22 protein-coding genes are annotated in these 19886 nt (G+C 63.3%); 10 read left to right on the forward strand and 12 right to left on the reverse strand.

Going from position 1 to position 19886, the window contains the following annotated elements; translation table 11 throughout:
* Positions 1-4 precede the first annotated feature (4 nt).
* The 6 genes from AC1D10_RS04020 to AC1D10_RS04045 all read right to left on the reverse strand — a co-directional run bounded on the left by AC1D10_RS04020 (position 5) and on the right by AC1D10_RS04045 (position 5592).
* Entirely contained in the window at positions 5-2059 is a 2055-nt protein-coding gene (locus AC1D10_RS04020) for a M3 family metallopeptidase (RefSeq protein ID WP_477269010.1), read from the reverse strand.
* Between the two features lie 100 nt (positions 2060-2159).
* The gene (locus AC1D10_RS04025; RefSeq protein WP_379094810.1) at positions 2160-2576 is read right to left on the reverse strand and encodes a nuclear transport factor 2 family protein; all 417 of its coding nucleotides are present in this window, start codon (positions 2574-2576) and stop codon (positions 2160-2162) included.
* 93 nt (positions 2577-2669) lie between these two features.
* A complete protein-coding gene (locus AC1D10_RS04030) occupies positions 2670-3314 on the reverse strand; it encodes a carbonic anhydrase (RefSeq protein ID WP_477269011.1) in 645 nt (214 codons plus the stop codon).
* 295 nt (positions 3315-3609) lie between these two features.
* Positions 3610-4446 (reverse strand): DUF429 domain-containing protein, encoded by an 837-nt coding sequence (locus tag AC1D10_RS04035; RefSeq protein WP_477269012.1) that lies wholly within the window; start codon positions 4444-4446, stop codon positions 3610-3612.
* Complete coding sequence (pdxY, locus tag AC1D10_RS04040; protein ID WP_477269013.1) at positions 4443-5327, reverse strand: pyridoxal kinase PdxY; 885 nt, start codon at positions 5325-5327, stop codon at positions 4443-4445. The genes AC1D10_RS04035 and pdxY overlap by 4 nt, the downstream gene beginning before the upstream one ends.
* Positions 5328-5340: 13 nt before the next feature.
* Positions 5341-5592: a hypothetical protein gene (locus AC1D10_RS04045; protein WP_477269014.1), complete on the reverse strand. Its 252-nt coding sequence runs from the start codon at positions 5590-5592 to the stop codon at positions 5341-5343.
* Between the two features lie 161 nt (positions 5593-5753).
* Here AC1D10_RS04045 and AC1D10_RS04050 point away from each other — a divergent pair, with 161 nt between their 5' ends.
* The 6 genes from AC1D10_RS04050 (at position 5754) to ppa (ending at position 10165) form a co-directional block, all read left to right on the forward strand.
* Positions 5754-6392 (forward strand): LemA family protein, encoded by a 639-nt coding sequence (locus AC1D10_RS04050; RefSeq protein WP_477269015.1) that lies wholly within the window; start codon positions 5754-5756, stop codon positions 6390-6392.
* 118 nt (positions 6393-6510) lie between these two features.
* The gene (locus AC1D10_RS04055; protein WP_477269840.1) at positions 6511-7347 is read left to right on the forward strand and encodes a TPM domain-containing protein; all 837 of its coding nucleotides are present in this window, start codon (positions 6511-6513) and stop codon (positions 7345-7347) included.
* Positions 7348-7351: 4 nt separating this feature from the next.
* Positions 7352-8245, forward strand: a complete 894-nt coding sequence (locus AC1D10_RS04060) for a TPM domain-containing protein (protein WP_477269016.1) — start codon at positions 7352-7354, stop codon at positions 8243-8245.
* Between the two features lie 9 nt (positions 8246-8254).
* Positions 8255-8893, forward strand: a complete 639-nt coding sequence (locus AC1D10_RS04065; RefSeq protein WP_477269017.1) for a TPM domain-containing protein — start codon at positions 8255-8257, stop codon at positions 8891-8893.
* 118 nt (positions 8894-9011) lie between these two features.
* On the forward strand, positions 9012-9518 hold the full coding sequence (locus tag AC1D10_RS04070; RefSeq protein ID WP_379094834.1) for a GNAT family N-acetyltransferase: 507 nt from the start codon (positions 9012-9014) through the stop codon (positions 9516-9518).
* Between the two features lie 113 nt (positions 9519-9631).
* Complete coding sequence (gene ppa / locus AC1D10_RS04075) at positions 9632-10165, forward strand: inorganic diphosphatase (RefSeq protein WP_379094837.1); 534 nt, start codon at positions 9632-9634, stop codon at positions 10163-10165.
* 9 nt (positions 10166-10174) lie between these two features.
* Here ppa and AC1D10_RS04080 read toward each other — a convergent pair whose 3' ends face one another.
* Positions 10175-10768 carry a hypothetical protein gene (locus tag AC1D10_RS04080; RefSeq protein ID WP_477269018.1) on the reverse strand — a complete coding sequence of 198 codons (594 nt, stop codon included), beginning with the start codon at positions 10766-10768 and terminating at the stop codon, positions 10175-10177.
* 45 nt (positions 10769-10813) lie between these two features.
* Positions 10814-11431 (reverse strand): TetR/AcrR family transcriptional regulator, encoded by a 618-nt coding sequence (locus AC1D10_RS04085; RefSeq protein WP_477269019.1) that lies wholly within the window; start codon positions 11429-11431, stop codon positions 10814-10816.
* A 74-nt stretch (positions 11432-11505) separates the two neighbouring features.
* Here AC1D10_RS04085 and AC1D10_RS04090 point away from each other — a divergent pair, with 74 nt between their 5' ends.
* Complete coding sequence (locus tag AC1D10_RS04090) at positions 11506-12789, forward strand: MFS transporter (protein ID WP_477269020.1); 1284 nt, start codon at positions 11506-11508, stop codon at positions 12787-12789.
* 171 nt (positions 12790-12960) lie between these two features.
* Entirely contained in the window at positions 12961-14535 is a 1575-nt protein-coding gene (locus AC1D10_RS04095) for an alkaline phosphatase D family protein (RefSeq protein WP_477269021.1), read from the forward strand.
* Between the two features lie 45 nt (positions 14536-14580).
* Here AC1D10_RS04095 and AC1D10_RS04100 read toward each other — a convergent pair whose 3' ends face one another.
* The gene (locus AC1D10_RS04100) at positions 14581-14862 is read right to left on the reverse strand and encodes a hypothetical protein (RefSeq protein ID WP_477269022.1); all 282 of its coding nucleotides are present in this window, start codon (positions 14860-14862) and stop codon (positions 14581-14583) included.
* Positions 14863-15059: 197 nt separating this feature from the next.
* Here AC1D10_RS04100 and typA point away from each other — a divergent pair, with 197 nt between their 5' ends.
* Positions 15060-16889, forward strand: coding sequence for a translational GTPase TypA (gene typA / locus AC1D10_RS04105; protein ID WP_379094853.1), 1830 nt, complete (start codon positions 15060-15062; stop codon positions 16887-16889).
* Between the two features lie 60 nt (positions 16890-16949).
* Here the strand turns inward: typA and AC1D10_RS04110 are convergent, their stop codons facing one another.
* Positions 16950-17576, reverse strand: a complete 627-nt coding sequence (locus tag AC1D10_RS04110) for a DUF1062 domain-containing protein (protein ID WP_477269023.1) — start codon at positions 17574-17576, stop codon at positions 16950-16952.
* A 495-nt stretch (positions 17577-18071) separates the two neighbouring features.
* Here AC1D10_RS04110 and AC1D10_RS04115 point away from each other — a divergent pair, with 495 nt between their 5' ends.
* On the forward strand, positions 18072-18683 hold the full coding sequence (locus AC1D10_RS04115; RefSeq protein WP_477269024.1) for a LysE family translocator: 612 nt from the start codon (positions 18072-18074) through the stop codon (positions 18681-18683).
* 104 nt (positions 18684-18787) lie between these two features.
* Here the strand turns inward: AC1D10_RS04115 and AC1D10_RS04120 are convergent, their stop codons facing one another.
* Together AC1D10_RS04120 and AC1D10_RS04125 are read right to left on the reverse strand one after the other, a co-directional pair.
* Complete coding sequence (locus AC1D10_RS04120; protein ID WP_379094862.1) at positions 18788-19111, reverse strand: YciI family protein; 324 nt, start codon at positions 19109-19111, stop codon at positions 18788-18790.
* Positions 19112-19247: 136 nt separating this feature from the next.
* A complete protein-coding gene (locus tag AC1D10_RS04125) occupies positions 19248-19811 on the reverse strand; it encodes a peroxidase-related enzyme (protein ID WP_477269025.1) in 564 nt (187 codons plus the stop codon).
* Positions 19812-19886 lie beyond the last annotated feature (75 nt).

Here is a 19886-nt window from a genome sequence, read left to right on the forward strand (position 1 = left end):
TGGATTACACGAGCCCGCGCTTGACCATCATCGCTTCCGGCGAAGGCATCTTGCCACGGAAGGCGGTGTAGAGCTCTTCCGGGTCCTTCGAGCCACCGGCGGCGTAGATGTTCTTGCGCAGCCGCTCTGCCAGCGCCGGGTTGAAGGGGTCGCCGGTCTCCTCGAAGGCGGCGAAGGCGTCGGCGTCGAGCACTTCCGACCACATGTAGGAGTAGTAGCCGGCCGAATAGCCGTCGCCGGAAAACACATGGCCGAAATGCGGGGTGCGATGACGCATCGCGATGGTGTCCGGCATGTCGAGCTTTTCAAGCGTTTCGGCTTCGAAACGAAGTGGCGCTTCTGGTGCATCCGGCCGTGCGTGATAGGCCATGTCGATCAGCGCCGAAGCGGTGAATTCGACCGTGGCGAAGCCGGCGCCGAAAGTCCGCGCCGCCAGCATCTTGTCGAGCAACGCCTTCGGCATCGGCTTGCCGGTCTTGACATGCAGCGCATGCTTTTCCAGCACCGCCGGTACGGTCAGCCAGTGTTCGTAGAGCTGCGAGGGCAGTTCGACGAAATCGCGGCTCACCGAAGTGCCGGAAACCGATGGCCAGGTGACGTCGGTCAGCATGCCGTGCAGGGCATGGCCGAACTCGTGGAACAGTGTTTTTGCCTCATCGACCGATAGCAGAGCCGGCTCGCCCGCCGGTGGCTTGGCGAAGTTCATGACGTTGTAGATCACCGGCTTCGAGCCGTGGCCAAGCTTGTAGCCGGACTTGAGCGCGCTCATCCAGGCGCCGGAGCGCTTGGACGGCCGTGCGAAATAGTCGGCGAGGAACAGGCCGCGCTCGCTGCCGTCGGCATTTTTCACCACGAACACGCGCGCGTCGGGATGCCATACGGCAATGCCCTTTTTCTCCTCGAAGGTGACGCCGAACAGTTTGGTTGCCACGTCGAAGCAGGCTTCGATGATCCGGTCGAGCTGCAGGTAAGGCTTCAGTTCGGCCTCGTCGAAGGCGAATTTTTCGGCGCGCAGTTTCTCCTGGTAGAAGCGCCAGTCCCAGGCGGCGAATTTTTCATTGCTGCCGGCTTCGGTCGCCAGCCGCTGCAGTTCGGTCTGGTCGGCTGCCGCTTTTTCCAGCGCCTTTTCCCAGACCGGATCAAGCAGTGCATGCACCGCCTTCGGCGTCTTGGCCATGGTGTCGTCGAGCTTCAGGGCGGCGAAGGAGCCGTAGCCGAGCAGTTTTGCCTTTTCGGCGCGCAGCTTCAGCATGTCGCGCACCACGGATGTGTTGTCGGAGGCGCCACCGTTCTGGCCGCGCATGGTGAAGGCGCGGAAGGCGACCTCGCGCAGGTCGCGGCGTTCGGAAAAGGTCGAGAACGGCTCGTAGATCGAGCGCGACAAGGTGACGGCATAGCGCCCCTTCTGGCCACGCATCTCGGCGGCCTCGGCCATCGAGCTCTTCAGGAAGCCCGGCAGCCCGGTGAGGTCGGCCTCGTCGAGGAACAGCGCCCAGTCGCGCTCGTCGGCAAGGACATTCTGGCCGAAAGTCGTGCCAAGCGAAGACAGGTCCTCGCTGATCTTTGCCAGCCGCTTCTTGCCGTCGGCGTCAAGCTTGGCGCCGGAACGGACGAACCCCTTCCAGGTCTTCTCCAGCACCCGCAGCGTCTCGGCGTCGAGTTTCAGGCTGTCGCGGCGCTGGTAGAGATCGTCGATGCGGGCGAACAGCCTCTCGTTCATCGAGATCGCCGAGAAATGCCTGGACATCTTTGGCGAGATGTCGCGCTCCAGCGCCTGGATCGTCTCATTGGTGTAGGCGCCGGCGCGGCACCAGAAGATCGACGAGACACGATCGAGCGCTTCGCCGCCGAGTTCCAGCGCCTGCAGCGTGTTTTCGACGGTCGGCGCATCCTTGTTGCCGGCAATCGCTTCGATTTCGGCTTCATGCGCCTTTAGTGCCGCGTCGAAGACCGGGGAGAAGTCGTCGTCGCCGATGCGGGTGAAATCGGGCAGATCCAGCGGTCCTTGCCACGCGGTCAGCGGATGGGCGGCGAGGTCTACGGCTTTCGTGGAAGGCATGGACAGTCTTTCGAATGTTGGCGGCGAAGGAAAGGGCGGGGCGTTCCCGATGTAGGGCGCAGGTTTGCCGTGCGCAACAGGGCTGCCGGTCAGGTTTTCGTCAATAGCCGTCGCAATTTTCGGCGATCGCCGCCTGCGAGCTGGCGGTGATGCGGTTGTCAGTCACCGCGAAGGTTTCCTGCATCAGCATGTCGTTGTTGGGGAAGTCGTAGCAGGCGATCACGGTGGTGACGCCGCCTTCGCTCTTTTCGATCCGGTGCCGGATCTCCGCACCCGCGACGGCGCCCTGCCATTCGTCGATCGAGGCGATGAATTCCTGCTTGCTCTGCACGATGCCGAGATCTTCGAGCTTTATGCGGACATCATCGGCGAGCAGGTCGGACAGTTCGGTGCGGTCGGCGACCAGCAGTGCCGAATACCAGCGGCTGATGAGGGCGCCATCGTCGGCGCGGACAGGAATGATCGAAAACAGCAACGCTGCCGCGACGAAAGTGACCGAACGGCGATCTCCCATCATGTGCTGCCTCCAACTTCCCGTTCGACCGTGATCTTTCCCGAAAAACCGGTCCCCGCTTTTCGCCGGCGCGGTCCTTCGGCTGGGGATCATGGTCTATGTCATCTCCGGCCGTTCGAAATCGCCGGTCTCCTTGTTCATCACCCAGAGTTCGCCGGTCGAGATGTCGAACCAGGCGCCGTGCAGCGACAACCGCCCCTTGCCTTCGAGGATCGAGACGCAAGGAAAGGTCCTGAGATTCGCGATGGAATAGCGGATCGAAATGCGCTCCAGCGCGGTCTGGCGCTCCGACGCCGTCATGAAGGTGCTGGAGGACACGGTCTCGGCCGCTGGCGCGATCAGGCTCATCCATTTGCCGATGAAGTCGCCGGGAGACAGCGGTGCGGAATTGGTGTCGAGCGCGGCGCGGATGCCGCCGCAGCGACCATGGCCCATGACGACGATGTTCTTCACCTTGAGACTCTGCACGGCGAATTCGAGTGCGGCAGAGGTTGAATGGAACTCCCCGTCCGGCGCGTAGGGCGGCACCAGATTACCGACATTGCGCAGCACGAAGAGTTCGCCGGGCCCGGCGTCGAAGATCGCCTCGGGGGCCGTGCGGGAGTCGCAACAGGCGACGATCATCGTTTCCGGCGCCTGGCCTTCGCGGGCAAGCTCGCGATAGCGTCCGCTCTCGGTGAGATAGCGGCCGGTCATGAAATTGCGGTAGCCGGCGAGAAGGTGGTCGGGGAGATGAGGCATGGGCGGCGTCTGGAGCCTTTCCGGGTTGGATGCGGCAGCTCGTTGCGGTGTAGAGCGGTTCACCGTGTCACGGAAAAGCCAAACCGCTCTATCTGTTTGCTTGACGCAATTCCGGACGGAAAACCGTTTCACACTTTTCCTAGAAATTGCTCCAAAGAGGCTCTAACGGCAAAAGCCTGTTGCGGGCAATGCCGAATTGCAGATGGCTGCCCGGCAATCGCCATGCAAGATGCATCGTTGGACCTCTTTGACGCAACACCCGACGGAAACCGTCTCACACTCGTCCTGGACTTGCTTACGCCCAGATAGCGACGGGGATGCCAAAACTGTCGCTGCCCGGCGGGTCGGGAAAAGGCCGTGCCTCACCGTTGGCGATGCGACCGGCAATCAGCATCATCGCTGCTGCGTCAAGAAAATCGTCGGCGGCGGCACCGCGCGGCAGCGCCTGATCGAGAAAGCCCATCTCATAGCCGTGCCGGCTTAGCAGCGCCTTGCGTTCCGCCATGCCGGCCGGATTGATGCTACCCTTGATCTTCTTGGGCAGCTGCATGGCCTGATCGCCGTTCAGCCGGCAGAAAGCGACTTCCGGATGCGATTCGAAGACGCGGCTGCGCAACGCAGGCTGCGCGACCAGCAGCGCGTCGATCTCGCGGATCTTGGCAAAAATGCCGAACGCCTGGATCGAAACGCCACGCGGCGGGTCGGATGTGATCTTGGCCACCTCGCTTGCCCGGCGATGCGCGGCGTACCACGCTTCGACGGTGGTGAAGTCGTTGGTGTCGGCATAAAGCGCGGCGCGGGACGGGATCGAGAAGACGCTGGATTGACGTTGCCCGAGCAGTGGCCGCACCAGCGCCTCCGGCCCGCGTCCGCCCTTGCTCGAAAACTCGGGCAGGCCGATCGGCATGTCGACAGCGATGACCGAATCGTCGGGAAGTGCGGCAAGCAGCGCGGCGAAGCTTGCAAAGACGGAGACGGAAGGTGGCATGCCGGGGCTACGAGGTATCGAGCCAGGGCTACGAGGTATCGAGCCAGGGCTACGAGGTGTCGAACCGGCATCGCGCCGCACCGCAATCCAGCCGGCCTTGCAGCCATCGACGCCGACAAGCACGGCGGCCGCGGCTGGAGTCACGCCCGGCGGTCCCGCCCCGGATGCGTGAGGTGGCGAAGCTGTACCATCGCCATCGGGTGCGACAGGCTCTGCGCATCAGTTTCGAGCTGCAGTTCGTCGCCGCCGCGCTTGGCGGTGCGCGCCAGGATCTCGTAGACCGCCGCCGTCGTCGACTGCAGTGCCTTGATCGGCGGCTGGCCGGAGAGGATGCGCGCCAGATAGACGGCGGCCGTCAGGTCGCCGAGACCATTCGGCGGCTTGTCGATCAGGCGGTGCTCGGCCAGCAGTACCTGGTTGCCGTCGAGCAGAAGATTGCCGGTGCCGCCGGTCATCATCGACGGTGCCGAGGTGACCAGCATGGTCGATGGGCCGGCGTGGAGCGCCGCCGCGATCACCGATTTGAGGTCCGGCAAAGGGGCGCCGGCCATCCATTCCAGTTCATAGCGGTTGGGCGTGGCGATGTCGGCAATCGGCATCAGCCGGTCGCGCAGGGCAGCAGCAGTCGGTTCCGGCACGTAGAGGCCACCCGAATCGCCCATCACCGGATCACAAATATAGACGGCATCAGGCGTCCTTGCTTTCACGGCGGCAACCAAGGAAGCAACGGCCTCGGCCTGGCCGGCCTCGCCGAGATAACCGGAGAGCACGGCGCCGACTTCGCCCAGCCATGGCGCGCGCTCGAGATCGGCCATCAGCGCCTTGAACTGGTCGAGCGGCGGCACGATCCGGGTTGCCCGCCCATGGCCGGGGTGCCAGGGCAGGATGACCGTGGGTACGGCCCATACCGGAAAGCCCAGCGTCTCCAGCGCAAAGACAGCGGCACGGTTGCCGACCGAGCCGCGCGCGACATGGCTGGAAATGACGATGACCGCACGCGGCGCGTCGGTTTGTTCGGCGCTCATTGTTCGTTGATTCCTAGTTGCCCCGGATGAGGTAAAGCACGAGCCAGACCATCAGGCCCAGCACCAGGAGCAGGCCGATTGTCCGGCCAATGCGCGTGCCCCAAATTTCGATCGGGTCGGCACGGTCGGCATCGGTCGCGGTGACGTGGTCGCGCACGCCCTTCGTGGCTCGCGCCACAAACGAATTGCCGGCCGGATCCGTCTCTCGCGCGATGCGCTCGAGGATACGTCGCGATTCCCTATCGCTGTCCTGGCGTTCCGCCATGATGATGTCCTGTTTTACCCGGACCTTATCGCGTTCGCGCGGCCAATCACAGGGCCTTGCGATGGTATGCGGCATGCCAGGTGGGCTGCGCGGCCGAGGCCGTTTTCTTGCGCGCCGATTGTGGTAATGCTTCGCATGCAACTTCTACCGAGGGACCCATCATGTTTGCCCAGCGCCTTGCTCCACCGACCATGTTCCGCACGCTGCCCGCCTTCCTGATGATGGCGATCGTGCTGCCGCTGCTTGCCGGCTGCGGCTACAACACCATCCCGACGGCGGAGGAAAACGCCAAGGCGGCATGGAGCGAGGTGCTGAACCAGTATCAGCGCCGCGCCGACCTCATCCCCAACCTGGTCGAGACGGTCAAGGGCTATGCCGCGCATGAGAAGGACACGCTCGACGCGGTGGTCGAGGCGCGCGCCAAGGCAACGCAGATAACGGTGACGCCGGAAACGCTGAAAGACCCGGAAGCCCTTAAGAAGTTCCAGGATGCCCAGGCGGGGCTGACAAGCGCATTGTCGCGGCTTATCGCGGTGTCGGAAGCCTATCCGGATCTCAAGGCCAACCAGAATTTCCTGGCGCTGCAGGCGCAGCTCGAGGGCACCGAAAACCGCATCGCGGTGGCGCGGCGCGATTACATCCAGGCGGTGAAGGACTACAATCTGACGCTGAGGACCTTCCCCTCGGTGCTGTGGGCGACTTTCTGGTTCCGCAGCAATCAGCCGTTCGCCAACTTCACCATCGACGACGACAAGCTGCAGACGCCGAAGGTCGATTTCGGCACGAAGCAGGGCGGGTGAGCGGCGAAGCCGGCGAATCTCCTAGTATCGCATCCTGACGAGACGGACCGCAGGCGTGTCCACACCCCCCTCTGTCCTGCCGGACATCTCCCCCTCAAGGGGGGAGATTGGCTGTCGCATCCGCTTTCGCCAACCTTGGGGGGCGCGACGGATCGCCAACCTTGCCTTGCTGTATGCCATTCTAAGCTTTCTCTTGCTGCCGCTCGCCTTTGCCGCCGAACTGCCGGCGCTGACGGGCCGTGTCGTCGACAATGCCGGCATCATCGACCCCGCGACCAAGGCGGCGCTGACGCAAAAGCTCGCCGATTTCGAGACCAAGGGTTCCGACCAGATCGTCGTCGCCACCATCAATAGCCTCGACGGCGAAGAGATCGAACCCTACGCCAACCGGCTGTTCCGCTTCTGGAAACTTGGCCAGGCGAAGGAAAACAACGGCGTGCTGCTGCTGGTGGCGAAGAACGACCGCAAGATGCGCATCGAAGTCGGCTATGGGCTGGAAGGCACGCTGACCGACCTGCACACCAAGCTGATCATCGAAAATGACATGGTGCCGGCGTTCCGCGCCGGCGATTTCTCCGGTGGCATCAGCAAAGCCGTCGACGACATGGTCATGGTGCTGGAAGGCAATCCGGAGGAGCTGGTGGCGCGGGGTGAGCGCAACCAGCAGCCGCCCTTTAACACCGACGATCTGTTCTTTGCGGTGTTCATCGGCATCTGGGCGATCATCTTCTTCGGCAGCATGGCGGTTTCCGTCCTACCGCCGATCTTCGGCCAGAAGCTTGGTCCCGGCCGCTATCGCTGGCTCGGCATGACCTTCGAACCACACCGGCGGTCGTCCGGTGGCGGCTGGTCGTCGGGAAGTTCCGGCGGTGGCTGGTCTTCGGGTGGCGGCGGTGGCGGCTTTTCCGGCGGCGGAGGTTCGTCCGGCGGTGGCGGCTCGTCGGGAAGCTGGTGACGGCATGACGATACGCAGCATCGATCCCACGACACCCTGCCGTCCGGCAGCGGCGATCGGCGCTGCCTTGATCGTTTTGGCTGCCGTGCTGTTGTGCTGCTTCACGGCCTTTGCCGCCGAACTGCCGGCGCTGACGGGCCGTGTCGTCGACAATGCCGGCATCATCGACCCCGCCACCAAGGCGGCGCTGACGCAAAAACTCGCCGATTTCGAGACCAAGGGCTCCGACCAGATCGTCGTCGCCACCATCAATAGCCTCGACGGCGAAGAGATCGAACCCTACGCCAACCGGCTGTTCCGCTTCTGGAAACTCGGCCAGGCCGGCGAGAACAACGGCGTCCTACTGCTGGTGGCCAAGAACGACCGCAAGATGCGCATCGAGGTCGGTTACGGGCTGGAAGGCACGCTGACCGACCTGCACACCAAGCTGATCATCGAAAACGACATGGTGCCGGCGTTCCGCGCCGGCGATTTCTCTGGCGGTATCAGCAAAGCCGTCGACGATATGGTCATGGTGCTGGAAGGCAATCCGGAGGAGCTGGAAGCGCGCGGTCACCGCAATCCCACCGACAACAGCACTCCTATCGACCCCGTCGTCACGGTGTTCCTGATCCTGTGGGGGACGATGTTCTTCGGCGGCTTGGCAATGGCGTTCCTGCCGCCGATGTTCGGCACGAAGCTGTCGCCGGGCGTGTACAAATGGCTGGGCATGACATTCCGTTACGGCCGCGGACCAAGCGGATCGTCGGGCAGCGGTTGGACGACGGGTTCTTCGTCGGGCAGCGGCTGGTCGTCGGGCAGTTCGGGCAGTGGCTGGTCGGGTTCGAGCGGCAGTGGCGGCGGGTTTTCCGGCGGCGGCGGTTCGTCCGGTGGTGGTGGTTCTTCAGGAAGCTGGTGAGACAAGATCATGGTGACACGACCGATTAGCCCGCAAGACCATGAGCGCATCGCCGCGGCGATCCGCGCTGCCGAAGCCAGGACCGATGGCGAGATCTATTGCGTCGTGGCGCATGCCAGCGACGGCTACTTCTTCCCGGCCGCCTTCATGGCGACTGCAGGCATGCTGATCGTCAGCCTTGCCGTCGGCTACGGACTGGAGGCCTGGTGGCTGTCGATCCGGCTGCCGCATTTCGTCATCGCCCAGCTGCTGGCGCTGGTCTGCGTGCTGGCGTTGTTGTGGGCGCTGCCCGGCCTGCGCATCCATCTGGTGCCGAGGCGGCTGCGCTATCAGTCGGCGCACGCCAATGCGATCAAGCAGTTCCTTGCCCGCAACGTCCACCGCACCACGGCGCGCACCGGCGTGCTGGTCTTCGTCTCGATCGCGGAGCGCTACGCCGAGGTGGTCGCCGACTCGGGCATCGATGCCAAGGTCGGCCAGCATGTCTGGGATGGTGTCGTCCGCGACTTGACCGCGCATGCCGGCGACGACCGGCTTGCCGATGGCTTCGTCAAGGCGGTCGACTCGGTGGGGGCGGTGCTGGCCGAGCATTTCCCGGTCACATCGGGCGACGCCAACGAGCTCGACGACCATCTCGTCGAGATATGAGCCTTTCCAAGACGGCATCGAAGGCACCTCATTGAGGCGATGATCGCCTGTGAGAAAGCGATCGGCAGGTCGCCCTGACTCTTGCAATCGGGCGATGCGGGTTTATGGTTAACAAATCATGAATACGCTCACGATCGACATCCGGAAGGCCGAGCCGCGCGACGCTGGTGACATCGCCGAGGTGCACCTGCAGGCTTGGCGCGGCGCCTATTCAGGCATCATTCCGCACCGTACCCTGACGTCGATGATCAACCGCCGCGGCGCCGACTGGTGGGCGAATGCCATTCGCCGCGCCGCCACCGTTCTGGTCGTCGAGATCGGCGGCCAGATCGCCGGCTATGCGACGATCGGCAAGAACCGCGCCCGGGAACTGCGGCAGCAAGGCGAAATCTACGAATTGTACCTGCGCCCGGAATATCAGGGCATCGGGCTCGGCAGCCGTTTGTTCGCGGCAGCCAGGGCGCGTCTGGCCGATCACGGGCTGAAGGGCATGGTGGTATGGGCGCTGGAAGACAACCAGAACGCGCTCGCCTTCTATGCTGGCGCCGGCGGCCGTGATGTTGCCGAGGGTGTCGAAATCTTCGAGCAGAAGGCGCTGAAGAAGGTCGCTTTCGTCTGGGAGTGACAGCCCGGCCTTCCGGCCACTGCGTTCGTCGACCGTATCCAGCACCATTCGCCGCATTGCGCCGCGCCGCAGCGCCCGCTATCGATCGTTTCATCGATAAGAGGGACAAAGCCATGCGCATTGAAGCCATAGCCAGCGGAAAGAATCCGCCAGAGGACGTCAACGTCATCATCGAGGTGCCGATCGGTGGCGAGCCGATCAAGTACGAGATGGACAAGGAGGCCGGCACGCTGTTCGTCGATCGCTTCCTGCACACCTCGATGCGCTACCCCGGCAATTACGGCTTCGTGCCGCACACGCTGTCGGGAGATGGCGATCCCATAGACGTGCTGATCTGCAATACGCGCGCGCTGGTGCCGGGCTGCGTCATCAATGTCAGGCCGATCGGCGTGCTGATCATGGAAGACAATGCCGGCCAGGACGAAAAGATCATTGCCGTGCCGTCGCCGAAGCTGACGCTGCGCTACGAGAACGTCACCGAATACACCCAGCTGCCCGACATCACGCGCCAGCAGGTGCAGCACTTCTTCGAGCACTACAAGGATCTCGAGCCCGGCAAATGGGTCAAGATCGAAGGCTGGCACGATTCCAAATATGCCAAGAAGATGATCGTCGACGCGATCGAGCGGGCCAAGGCGAGCAAGTAGCCCGACTGGTCAGTTATCGACGCGGCCGAAAGCCGGCACATTGCCGATGACGGTGTGCTTGTCCTTGCCGCAGGCGAACATACGGGCTTTCTCGTCGGCGAGTTTGCGCGCCTGATCGTTGGCGGCGGGATTGCCGGTGGCGAGCACCAGGCCGACCGTGCAGCCGTCGCGGGCCTCCATCTGGCCGACCTTGGCGACGAGCAGCACCTCGGTAGGCTTGTTCTGGTCCTCGGGATTGCTGATCGAGCGGCGGTGGATGGCGGCAAACGGCACAGCCTTGTCGCCGTTGGTCTCGATGCGCCACTCGACCTTGGCTCCGGAGGAATTGAAGCCGGAAAAACTCTCCCAGACCGATGTCATGTCGCCGCCCGGCGGAAACCCATAGAAAAGCGATTCACGGGCGTCGTCATAGGCGACCAGCACGGGATAGCCGCGATAGCCGGAACAGGCGAGATCGGCCCAGTCGCCGTCGCCTTCCTCGGCCTGCGCGTAGGTCACGCAGTCCTTCTTCCAGTCGAGATCGGTGTAGGCGCTCGCAATGCCGTCGGCATGAGCCGCCTGACACAGGCCGGCGAGGGCAAGCGGGATCAGAATGGCACGCATGGCGGACGATCTCCGTTGCAAGCCAACGCAGCGTAGCGCCAAACGCTATTTCTTCAAGCTCGCTTCGATCAGCAGGTCGGCGTTGCGGGCGACCGACTGCGCCGGGCCGCCGAGCCCGAACAACTGGCCGCTGATATAGGCGCCTTCGATCAGGAGCAGCAGGCCGTCGCCCAGCGTGTCAGGGTCTTGCGCTCCCATCACAACCGCCATGGCGCGCAGCCGTCGGCGCAGCTCCTGCTTGTTGGCCTCGCTGACCACACGGGCCGGATGGCCGTGTTCGGGATATTCGACCGCCGCATTGGTCATGCCGCAGCCGCGATATTCCGCCATCTGCGTGCGTTTGCCGATGCGGGTCAGGAAAGCCTTGATCTGGGCGCGCGGGTCGCCGGGATGAGCGGCGACCGCCTCATCGAAACGCTCCCAGTATTCCTGGTCGTATTGCCTGAGATAGGAGGCCGCCAGCTCATCCTTGGACGGAAAGCTGCGATAGAGGCTGGGCTTGGTGACGCCCGCGCGCCGGACGATCTCGTCGACGCCGATCGCCCGGATGCCGCGCCGGTAGAACAGGTCGTAGGCGACATCGAGGATCTTCTTGGCGGCTTTCGGCGGCGCCGATGCATGACCGTCGCTGATGGTCAGTTCAATATTTTTGTCCGTTGGCATCATGGAACTCGATTGACGTGTTACCGATCGGTACGTATTGATGTTCACACCCCTGCAACGTACCGGTCAGTAACATGATAGCTCAATCCCGTCCCTTTGGCCAGCGCTACGCCTTTGTCGTGGTCGGCGTCATCTTTCTTTGTTTGCTGGTCGCGGCCGGCTTGCGCTCGGCGCCTGCCGTCATGATGCTGCCGCTGGAGAACAGTTTCGGCTGGCGGCGCGACATCATCTCGCTGGCCGCCGGCGTCGGCATCCTGCTCTACGGCCTCACCGGTCCATTTGCCGCAGCCCTGATGGAGCGCATCGGGTTGCGCCGCACGTTGCTTGCCTCGCTGGTGGTGATGTCGGGCTCGACCGCGCTCAGCCTCTTGATGACCAAGCCCTGGCATCTGTTCATCACGTGGGGCGTGTTCTCGGGCATTGGTTCCGGCGCCGTCGCCAGCGTGCTTGGGGCCACTATCGTCAATCGATGGTTCAAGACCAATCGCGGTCTTGTCATGGGGTTGATGTCAGCCTCCAGTGCCTCAGGCATGCTGGTGTTCCTGCCGCTGATCGCCGCGCTGGCGCAGTCGGGTGGCTGGCAGCCGGTCGCCATCGCGGTTGCGATCGCCACAGCGGCGCTGATACCGCTGGTCTGGCTGCTGGTACCGGAGCGGCCGGCTTCGATCGGCATGGTGCGCTATGGCGCCGAGGCCGACGACAAGCCGCCGACGCCGCCAGCATCGCAAGGCAATTTCCTCGCGCATACGTTCTCGACGCTGCGCCGCGCCGCCGGCACACGGGTGTTCTGGTACCTGTTCGCCACCTTCTTCGTCTGCGGCTTCACCACCAACGGACTGGTCGGCACGCATCTGATCGCGTTTTGCGGCGACATGGGCATCGGCGAGGTGCAGGCGGCCGGCCTGCTGTCGATGATGGGCATTTTCGACCTGATCGGCACAACGCTGTCGGGCTGGCTCACCGACCGTTTCGATCCGCGCAAGCTGCTCGGCGTCTATTATGGCATCCGTGGCCTGTCGCTGATCTACCTGCCCTATTCCGGCTTCTCGGCGACCAGCCTGATCATCTTCGCCGTGCTCTACGGCCTCGACTGGATCGCGACCGTGCCGCCGACGCTGAGGCTCGCCAACGAGGCGTTCGGCGACCGTAGCGGGCCGATCGTGTTCGGCTGGATCGTCGCCGGCCACCAGATCGGTGCGGCCACCGCGGCTGCCTTCGGCGGCACGATGCGCGAGCTGCAGGGCAATTATGAGCTGGCCTTCCTGATCGCCGGCATGACGGCGATCGCCGCTGCCTGTATCTCACTGCTGATCAACACCAGCCGCCCGGCGTTCGATCCGGAACCGCAAGCGGCGTAGGTGCTATCGGTCAAGCTGCCGATCTCCCCCACGTGGGGGGATCGGAGCTTCGCCGTCCGGGCGAGCCACCACGCGCTGTTGATCGTCAGAAAACCTTCATGATTTCGAGATGCGCCTGAAACATTGACGCTGGACTTTGGTGGCAATTTTCAAGCCATCCAGGAGACAGCCATGAACAAGCTCTCGATGACCCGTCGCGCTTTCGTCACCTCCGCCAGCGCCGTTGGCCTGGTCGGTGCTTCCAGCCTGGCGCTGCCTTACTATTCGCGCGCCAACCAGCGCCCGGGCTTTACCCATGGCGTCCAGTCAGGCGATGTCGATGCCACCAGCGGCATGGTGTGGACGCGTACCGATCGCCCATCGCGCGTCATGTTCGAAGTGTCATCGACCGAAAGTTTCACCGATGCCGTCCGCCTGGCGCCGCTCGATACCTCGCCGGCCAGCGACTATACGGCCAAGCGGCTGCTCACCGACCTCGCTTCCGACCAGGACATCTTCTACCGCATGACGGCCGCCGATCTTGCCGATATCAACGCCCTCTCCGAACCGATCACCGGCCGTTTCCGCACCGCGCCCGCCTCCAGGCGCGACATCAAGTTCGCATGGTCGGGCGATACCGCCGGCCAGGGCTGGGGCATCGACGAGACCGGCATGAAGACCTACGCCACGATCGGCAAGCACACGCCCGATTTCTTTCTGCACTCGGGCGACACCATCTATGCCGACGGCGCCATGAAGGACGAGGTCGACCTGCCCGGCGGTGGCAAGTGGAAGAACGTCGTGCTGATCGATGGCAAGCGCAAGGTCGCCGAGACGCTGGACGAATACCGGGACCAGTGGAAATACAACATGATGGACAGGAACGTGCTCGGCCTGAGCGCCATCTGCCCGACCTTCTACCAGTGGGACGACCACGAGGTGCTCAACAACTGGTCGGACTCGAAGGATCTCAGCGCCGACTCCCGCTACACCGAGAAATCCATCCATGTGCTGGCGGCACGTGCGGCGCGCGCCTTCCATGAAATGACGACGATCCGCTACGAACCGTCCGAGCCCGGCCGCGTCTATCGCAAGATTGCTTACGGGCCGCTGCTCGACGTGTTCTTCCTCGACATGCGGTCCTATCGCGGCCCCAACGGTCCGGACATGCAGACCGAGATGACGCCGCAATCGCGGATGCTGGGCGAACAGCAGACGAAGTGGCTGAAGCGCGAACTGGCAAACTCGAAGGCAACCTGGAAAATCATCGCCGCCGACATGCCGCTCGGCCTCGTCGTCTGGGACGATGCCACCAAGAAGGCCGGCGCGGAAGCGGTCAGCAACGGCGACAACGGCCCGGCCAAGGGGCGCGAACTGGAGATCGCCGACCTGCTGCGCTTCATCAAGAACGCCGGCATCAGCAACACTGTCTGGCTGACCGCCGACGTGCATTACACCGCCGCGCATTACTACAATCCCGACAAGGCGCAGTTCCAGGATTTCAATCCGTTCTGGGAGTTCGTCTCGGGTCCGATCCATGCCGGCACGTTCGGTCCGAACGATTTCGACATGACCTTCGGTCCGGAGCTGAAGTTCATCAAGGCGCCGACCGCCGAGCAAGGCCAGAACCTGCCGCCGTCGGCCGGCCTGCAATTCTTCGGGCTGGTCGATATCAACGGCGCCAGCGAGCAGATGACGGTGCGGCTGATGGATCGCGACGACAATGAACTCTACAAGGTCACGCTCGACCCTGTGCGGTCTGCCTAAGCCGACCTTCGTCATCTCTGCAATGACGACCGCTGCCGGCGGTCGTCAATCAGGGTAGCAAACCATCGGGATGTTGGGCCAGACGGCGCTGTCGCAGTTGGCGGCGTCCTGCCTCTGCTTGAAGGAGGCGCTGACCGGCCCGGTCACCATCGGGTCGACGCCGTCGGGGGCGTCGGCGAAAACCTGCTCGGCAGACGGCGCATCGGACGGCAAGGCAGGCCGTGCCTCTTTCAGCGCCGCAGCCGACTGCGCGGCGTTGACCGCCAGCAGGACGGCAAAGGCAGCGGACGCGATGAGCGGCCAAAATCGGTTGAGTTTATCGGTCATGACGTTCGAACTGTCCGGGACCCGAAAGGTTCCCGCCTTGGTTAACAAAATCATCTCACACGCAGATGCTTAAGATTTGATGAGTATTTGGTGTCGCGCCGCCTCTTTCGCAACTGCGAAAAACCCTGTATGAGCCGCGCAACCGAAAGAGGCAGCGCCTTTTGGCCTGCTGCCCGCAACGCTTCCGAGACCAGAACATGAAAATTCGTAATATCGCGATCATCGCGCACGTCGACCATGGAAAAACCACCCTCGTCGACCAATTGCTTCGGCAATCCGGGTCCTTCCGCGACAATCAGCGCGTCGCCGAGCGTGCCATGGATTCCAACGACCTCGAAAAGGAACGCGGCATCACCATCCTGGCCAAGGCGACCTCGGTCGACTGGAAGGACACCCGCATCAACATCGTCGACACCCCCGGCCACGCCGATTTCGGCGGCGAGGTCGAGCGCATCCTGTCGATGGTGGATTCGGCCATCGTGCTGGTCGACGCCGCCGAGGGGCCGATGCCGCAGACCAAGTTCGTCGTCGGCAAGGCGCTCAAGGTCGGCCTGAAGCCGATCGTCGTCATCAACAAGATCGACCGTCCGGACGCGCGCCATGTCGAGGTGGTCAACGAGGTGTTCGACCTGTTCGCGGCGCTCGACGCCACCGACGAGCAGCTCGACTTCCCGATCCTCTACGGTTCAGGCCGCGACGGCTGGGTTTCCGAAAATCCGGAAGGCCCCAAGGACCAGGGCCTGGCGCCGCTGTTCGATCTCGTCATCAAGCATGTGCCGGCGCCGACCGTGCATCCCGGTCCGTTCCGCATGATCGGCACCATCCTGGAAGCCAATCCGTTCCTTGGCCGCATCATCACCGGCCGCATCGAGAGCGGCACGCTGAAGTCCAACCAGCCGGTCAAGGTGCTGCACCATGACGGCACGCTGGTCGAGACCGGCCGTATCTCCAAGATCCTGGCTTTCCGTGGCCTCGAGCGCCAGCCGATCGAGGAAGCCCAAGCGGGCGACATCGTCGCCATCGCCGGCCTGTCGAAGGGCACAGTTGCCGATACGTTCTGCGATCCGGCGGTGACCGAGCCGTTGCATGCGCAGCCGATCGATCCGCCGACCGTGACCATGTCCTTCCTGGTCAACGACAGCCCGCTGGCCGGCACCGAAGGCGACAAAGTGACCAGCCGCGTCATCCGTGACCGCCTGCTGCGCGAGGCCGAAGGCAATGTCGCGCTGAAGATCGAGGAATCGCCCGACAAGGATTCGTTCTTCGTCTCCGGCCGCGGCGAATTGCAGCTGGCCGTGCTGATCGAGACGATGCGCCGCGAAGGTTTCGAGATCGCCGTGTCGCGTCCGCGCGTCGTCATGCAGAAGGGCGAGAACGGCGAATTGCTGGAGCCGGTCGAGGAAGTCGTCATCGACGTCGACGAGGAGCATGCCGGCATCGTCGTGCAGAAGATGTCGGAGCGCAAGGCCGAGATGGTCGAGCTGCGCCCGTCGGGCGGCAATCGCCAGCGCATCGTCTTCCACGCGCCGACGCGCGGCCTGATCGGCTACCAGTCGGAACTGTTGACCGACACGCGCGGCACCGCCGTGATGAACCGGCTGTTCCATGCCTACGAGCCCTACAGGGGCGAATTGCCAGGCCGCACCAACGGCGTGCTGATCTCCAACGAGCAGGGCGAGGCGGTGGCCTACGCCATGTGGAACCTGGAAGACCGAGGCCCGATGGTCATCGATCCCGGCGTCAAGGTCTATCAGGGCATGATCATCGGCATCCACTCCAGAGACAACGACCTCGAAGTGAACGTGCTGAAGGGCAAGAAGCTCACCAACATCCGCGCCGCTGGCAAGGACGAGGCGGTCAAGCTGACGCCGCCTATCCGCATGACGCTGGAGCGCGCGCTGGCCTGGATCCAGGACGACGAACTGGTCGAGGTGACGCCGAAGACCATCCGGCTGCGCAAGCTCTATCTCGACCCCAATGAGCGCAAGCGCTTCGAGAAGTCGGCCAAGGCGGTCGGCGCGGCCTAATCCTCTTTTTTCCCAAAGCTCAGAGGGGCGAAGCATAGGCGTGCTTCGCCCCTCTTTCGTTTATCCACCGGCAGCCGAGATGATGTGCTCCCGGTCGTGTTGGCCAGCCAGGTCGATGCGGATCGTCGTTCCCTCCCGGACCGGTTTGCGCAAGGCTTTGGCGCCTTCCGGATCAACGATCAACAATCGCCGCTCTTCCAACGCCTGAAGCCGCGATCGCGAGACGCCGAGTTCGTTGGCAAGCAAGCGGTCCAGCCGCAGCGATGTCGGCATTTCGAGCCGGAGCTGGAGTTCCAATCCGGTTGCGCTTTCCCTCGTGTCGCCGAGCCTCTGCTTGTGGACGGCGACATCGGGAAACTCCTCGACACGCCCCACCCGGCTGCGTAGCGCAACGACATCGAAAGCATGGCGCTTGGCGAGCGCCGGATCGTTGCTTTCAAGCGCCGCCAGCCGCGCCGGCTCGAGGTCGCGGCGGTTGCAACGCTCCAGAATGCCGAAATTCCAGGAATTGTCGCAGTCGATGCAGCGGTAGATCAGCCAGACGTCGATGCGCTTGCCATTGGCGTTGACGCGGAATTTGCCGCTGCAACGATAGGCCTTCACGGTGCCGCAGCGATTGCAGTTGATAAGCGGTCGAGGTGCGGTCTTGGGCACGATGGCCCAGTGGATACGCGATAGTCCAGACATGCCGATAGGCCCTTCCCGTCGGGAAGTTCATCAGGCCGGCGATGTCGAGATGCCCATGCGGGCACGGCGTGGCGATAGCTAGCTATGATTGGAAATCAGGTGTCACGGGCGGACAGCGCGCGACAGCGGTTCAGCAGTGCCAAACCGGTCTCGAACCGCCGCCCAGAGGAACACATGAAAATGAAAACAGGCTCCGCGATTGCGGCGCCATGCAGTGTGTCGGGGGAGTTGACGAGACCGGCGGTTACTGAGGCAAAGTGAAGCTCGAATTTGTTTCGCGGCGGCTCTTCTAGCCGCGAGATGCCGGACGGGCAAGCGTATCTTTGTCGGTGCTACCGCCGCTCAGTCGATTTCTCTAGAGCGGTTCATCGTTTCATGGAAACGCAGAACCGCTCCATCTCTTTGTTTTGACGCGATGCCGGACGGAAACCGTTACGCACTTTCCTAGAGTTGCTCTAATGTCGGGCAACGAAGGTTTCAACAGAGATCCTGGCCATGCACCTCACCTCGCTCCTGATCTTTGCCGCCGCTTTGTTCGTCGCCGCCGGCTCGCCCGGCCCGTCGATAGCTGCACTCGTCGCTCGCGTCATCTCGAAAGGGTTTCGCGACGTGTTCCCGTTCCTGCTCGCCATGTGGATCGGCGAGGGCATCTGGCTGTCGCTGGCGGTGTTCGGTCTGGCTGTCGTGGCGCAGAGTTTTCACTTCGCTTTCGTCGTCGTGAAATGGATCGGCGTCGCCTATCTCGCTTATCTTGCCTTCAAGATGTGGACCGCGCCGGTCGAGGCAAACGCAGGCGAAATGCCGCGCGAGGATTCGCCCGCAAAACTGTTCTTCGCCGGCATGGCGGTGACGCTCGGCAACCCCAAGATCATGATGTTCTATCTGGCGCTGCTGCCAACGATCATCGACCTTGCGTCGGTCAGCATCGTCGGCTGGGTCGAATTGACGGCGACCATGGCCGCGGTGCTGGTCGCCATCGACCTCGCCTGGGTGCTTGCCGCCTCGCAGGCGCGCAAGCTGTTGAAGAGCAAGCGCGCCATGAAGATCGCCAACCGCGTCAGCGCCACGACGATGGCCGGCGCTGCCGCGGCGATCGCGGCGCGCTGACAGAGCGTAAATCCGAACCGAAGGACTGCGTCAGCTAAAAGCGGGAACCGTTTTTTGCTTCGCTGACCTTCGGCAGGAGAGATCATGCTTAAACAAATGCCGCGTCACATCATTTCAATGATTGGTGCGATCTCGACGCTGAAACCCGGGTCCATCAGGATAGGGCAGTCCCTGGCCTTGCCGACGGCATCGTCGATGTCTCTTGCTTCGACGATTGTGTAGCCGGCGGTTGGATTGCTGCCGCCATTGTTCTCGACCTTGCCACCGGGCAGCAACATCCTCGACATGCCGACCGGATTGCCGCCGTCGACCACGGCCGAGCCGAGCTTGCCGTACCAGTCCGTCCAGGCGTCCATTGCCGCTTTCCGTTCGGCCTCCTCGGTCGGCATCTTGCCCGAGCCGTGATAGACGTAGAGAAACTTCGCCATGTTCTCCTCCCTTGATCAGCGGCATGGAACCGGCATGCGGTCACGCCGCCTCTCGATCATCGGACCAAAGCGGCGAACATGCAACGAGAATGCGAAACAGCTAATATAGGCGTGGTTGTGTTCCAGCCGCCGAGCTTCACCGCGCCATGGCGTGGTATTCGTCGTTCGGCCGCATGTCGATTGCCGCCGCCACCCGGTTCGACATGTTGAAGAAGGCGGCGGTCGAGGCGATGTCCCAGATGTCGCGATCGGTGAAGCCGGCCTGGCGAAGTGCTGCCCGATCGGCCTCGACGATCTTGGCCGGCTCTTCGGTCAGCTTGACGGCGAATTCGAGCATTGCGGTCTGCTTCGGCGAAAGGTCGGCGGCGCGGAAATTCATCACCATCATCTCGCCAAGCGCCGGGTCGCCGGACAACTGGCGCACCGCCGCGCCATGCGCGGTCAGGCAGTAATAGCAATCGTTGATCGAGGAGACGGCGACCGCGATCATCTCGCGTTCCAGTTTCGACAGGCCGGACTCTCCCAGCATCAGGTCGTTGTACATGTCGGTGAAAGCGCGCAGTTTCTTGTCGTCGAAGGCGTAGGCGCGCAGCACGTTGGGGACGAGACCGAGCTTCTCCTCGCATTTGGCGAAATAGGCTTTTGTCGCCTCGCTCAGCTCTCCCGGGCCAAGGTCAAGCGCGGTGATCTTGCCGGTCATGGGTCACTTCTCCTCGGTGGGCGGCGGATTGCCGCAGAATTGCGATAATTCTTGGCAAGCCGTCAAACCTTTGTC

This window comes from Mesorhizobium sp. P2_A8 (assembly GCF_056404935.1).

Bases quoted from the DNA above. Each gene is read 5' to 3' on its own strand.
- pdxY (WP_477269013.1), bottom strand. From the start codon at position 5,327: ATGAGCGCCGAACAAACCGACGCGCCGCGTGCGGTCATCGTCATTTCC.
- AC1D10_RS04080 (WP_477269018.1), bottom strand. From the start codon at position 10,768: ATGCGTGCCATTCTGATCCCGCTTGCCCTCGCCGGCCTGTGTCAGGCG.
- AC1D10_RS04110 (WP_477269023.1), bottom strand. From the start codon at position 17,576: ATGTCTGGACTATCGCGTATCCACTGGGCCATCGTGCCCAAGACCGCA.
- AC1D10_RS04125 (WP_477269025.1), bottom strand. From the start codon at position 19,811: ATGACCGGCAAGATCACCGCGCTTGACCTTGGCCCGGGAGAGCTGAGC.
- ppa (WP_379094837.1), top strand. From the start codon at position 9,632: ATGCGCATTGAAGCCATAGCCAGCGGAAAGAATCCGCCAGAGGACGTC.
- typA (WP_379094853.1), top strand. From the start codon at position 15,060: ATGAAAATTCGTAATATCGCGATCATCGCGCACGTCGACCATGGAAAA.
- AC1D10_RS04090 (WP_477269020.1), top strand. From the start codon at position 11,506: ATGATAGCTCAATCCCGTCCCTTTGGCCAGCGCTACGCCTTTGTCGTG.
- AC1D10_RS04085 (WP_477269019.1), bottom strand. From the start codon at position 11,431: ATGCCAACGGACAAAAATATTGAACTGACCATCAGCGACGGTCATGCA.
- AC1D10_RS04065 (WP_477269017.1), top strand. From the start codon at position 8,255: ATGGTGACACGACCGATTAGCCCGCAAGACCATGAGCGCATCGCCGCG.
- AC1D10_RS04115 (WP_477269024.1), top strand. From the start codon at position 18,072: ATGCACCTCACCTCGCTCCTGATCTTTGCCGCCGCTTTGTTCGTCGCC.
- AC1D10_RS04060 (WP_477269016.1), top strand. From the start codon at position 7,352: ATGACGATACGCAGCATCGATCCCACGACACCCTGCCGTCCGGCAGCG.
- AC1D10_RS04050 (WP_477269015.1), top strand. From the start codon at position 5,754: ATGTTTGCCCAGCGCCTTGCTCCACCGACCATGTTCCGCACGCTGCCC.
- AC1D10_RS04095 (WP_477269021.1), top strand. From the start codon at position 12,961: ATGAACAAGCTCTCGATGACCCGTCGCGCTTTCGTCACCTCCGCCAGC.
- AC1D10_RS04030 (WP_477269011.1), bottom strand. From the start codon at position 3,314: ATGCCTCATCTCCCCGACCACCTTCTCGCCGGCTACCGCAATTTCATG.
- AC1D10_RS04120 (WP_379094862.1), bottom strand. From the start codon at position 19,111: ATGGCGAAGTTTCTCTACGTCTATCACGGCTCGGGCAAGATGCCGACC.
- AC1D10_RS04045 (WP_477269014.1), bottom strand. From the start codon at position 5,592: ATGGCGGAACGCCAGGACAGCGATAGGGAATCGCGACGTATCCTCGAG.
- AC1D10_RS04025 (WP_379094810.1), bottom strand. From the start codon at position 2,576: ATGATGGGAGATCGCCGTTCGGTCACTTTCGTCGCGGCAGCGTTGCTG.
- AC1D10_RS04070 (WP_379094834.1), top strand. From the start codon at position 9,012: ATGAATACGCTCACGATCGACATCCGGAAGGCCGAGCCGCGCGACGCT.
- AC1D10_RS04100 (WP_477269022.1), bottom strand. From the start codon at position 14,862: ATGACCGATAAACTCAACCGATTTTGGCCGCTCATCGCGTCCGCTGCC.
- AC1D10_RS04020 (WP_477269010.1), bottom strand. From the start codon at position 2,059: ATGCCTTCCACGAAAGCCGTAGACCTCGCCGCCCATCCGCTGACCGCG.